General features: G+C 51.1%; 1 pseudogene. It reads left to right on the top strand.

The features are described from left to right. Nucleotides 1-92: 92 nt before the first annotated feature. Nucleotides 93-703: pseudogene (gene hemC / locus SQ11_RS15610) on the top strand (hydroxymethylbilane synthase); the annotation flags it as partial.

Below are 703 nucleotides of genomic sequence, written 5' to 3'. Positions count from 1 at the left end.
GTCACCGGGATAAAATGCAGTTATTTGCCATCATCCGGACCGGGGTCGCCCGTGCTAGAATGGCGGCATTGCTTCAAAATCAGATTCTTATTATGTCTAGTCCTGAAAAAATTGTTATTGCGTCACGTGAGAGCCAGCTTGCTTTATGGCAGGCAAATTTCATTCGAAGTCGTCTGCTTGAATTATACCCGCAAACTGATATCACCATACTTGGCATGACGACTAAGGGAGATCAGATTCTGGATGTTTCCTTGTCAAAAATTGGTGGCAAGGGGCTTTTTATCAAAGAGCTTGAACTGGCTCTGGAAGACGGCCGTGCGGACATCGCAGTACATTCTATGAAAGATGTGCCGATGATTGTTCCGTCTGGATTCAGGCTGGCCGCCATCACAGAACGGGAAGATCCGCGTGATGCATTTGTTTCCAATGATTTTACCAGCCTGGAAGAATTGCCCACCGGAAGCGTGGTAGGGACTTCCAGTTTGCGGCGAGAATCCCAGTTACGGGCGCGCTTCCCGCATCTGCAAGTGCGTCCGTTGCGTGGTAACGTGCAAACGCGACTGCGAAAGCTGGACGAGGAGGAATACAGTGCAATCATTCTGGCTGCAGCCTGACTGAAACGGCTGGAGCTGAGATATCGCATCAGCATGCTGTTGCCGCCCGGGCTGAGTCTTCCGGCTGTTGGACAGGGTGCGTTGGGTAT

This window comes from Nitrosospira sp. NpAV (assembly GCF_000832065.1).
GTDB lineage: Bacteria > Pseudomonadota > Gammaproteobacteria > Burkholderiales > Nitrosomonadaceae > Nitrosospira.
The sequence above is the reverse complement of the archived record's forward strand: the minus strand, read 5'-3'. Positions and strand labels throughout refer to the sequence as shown.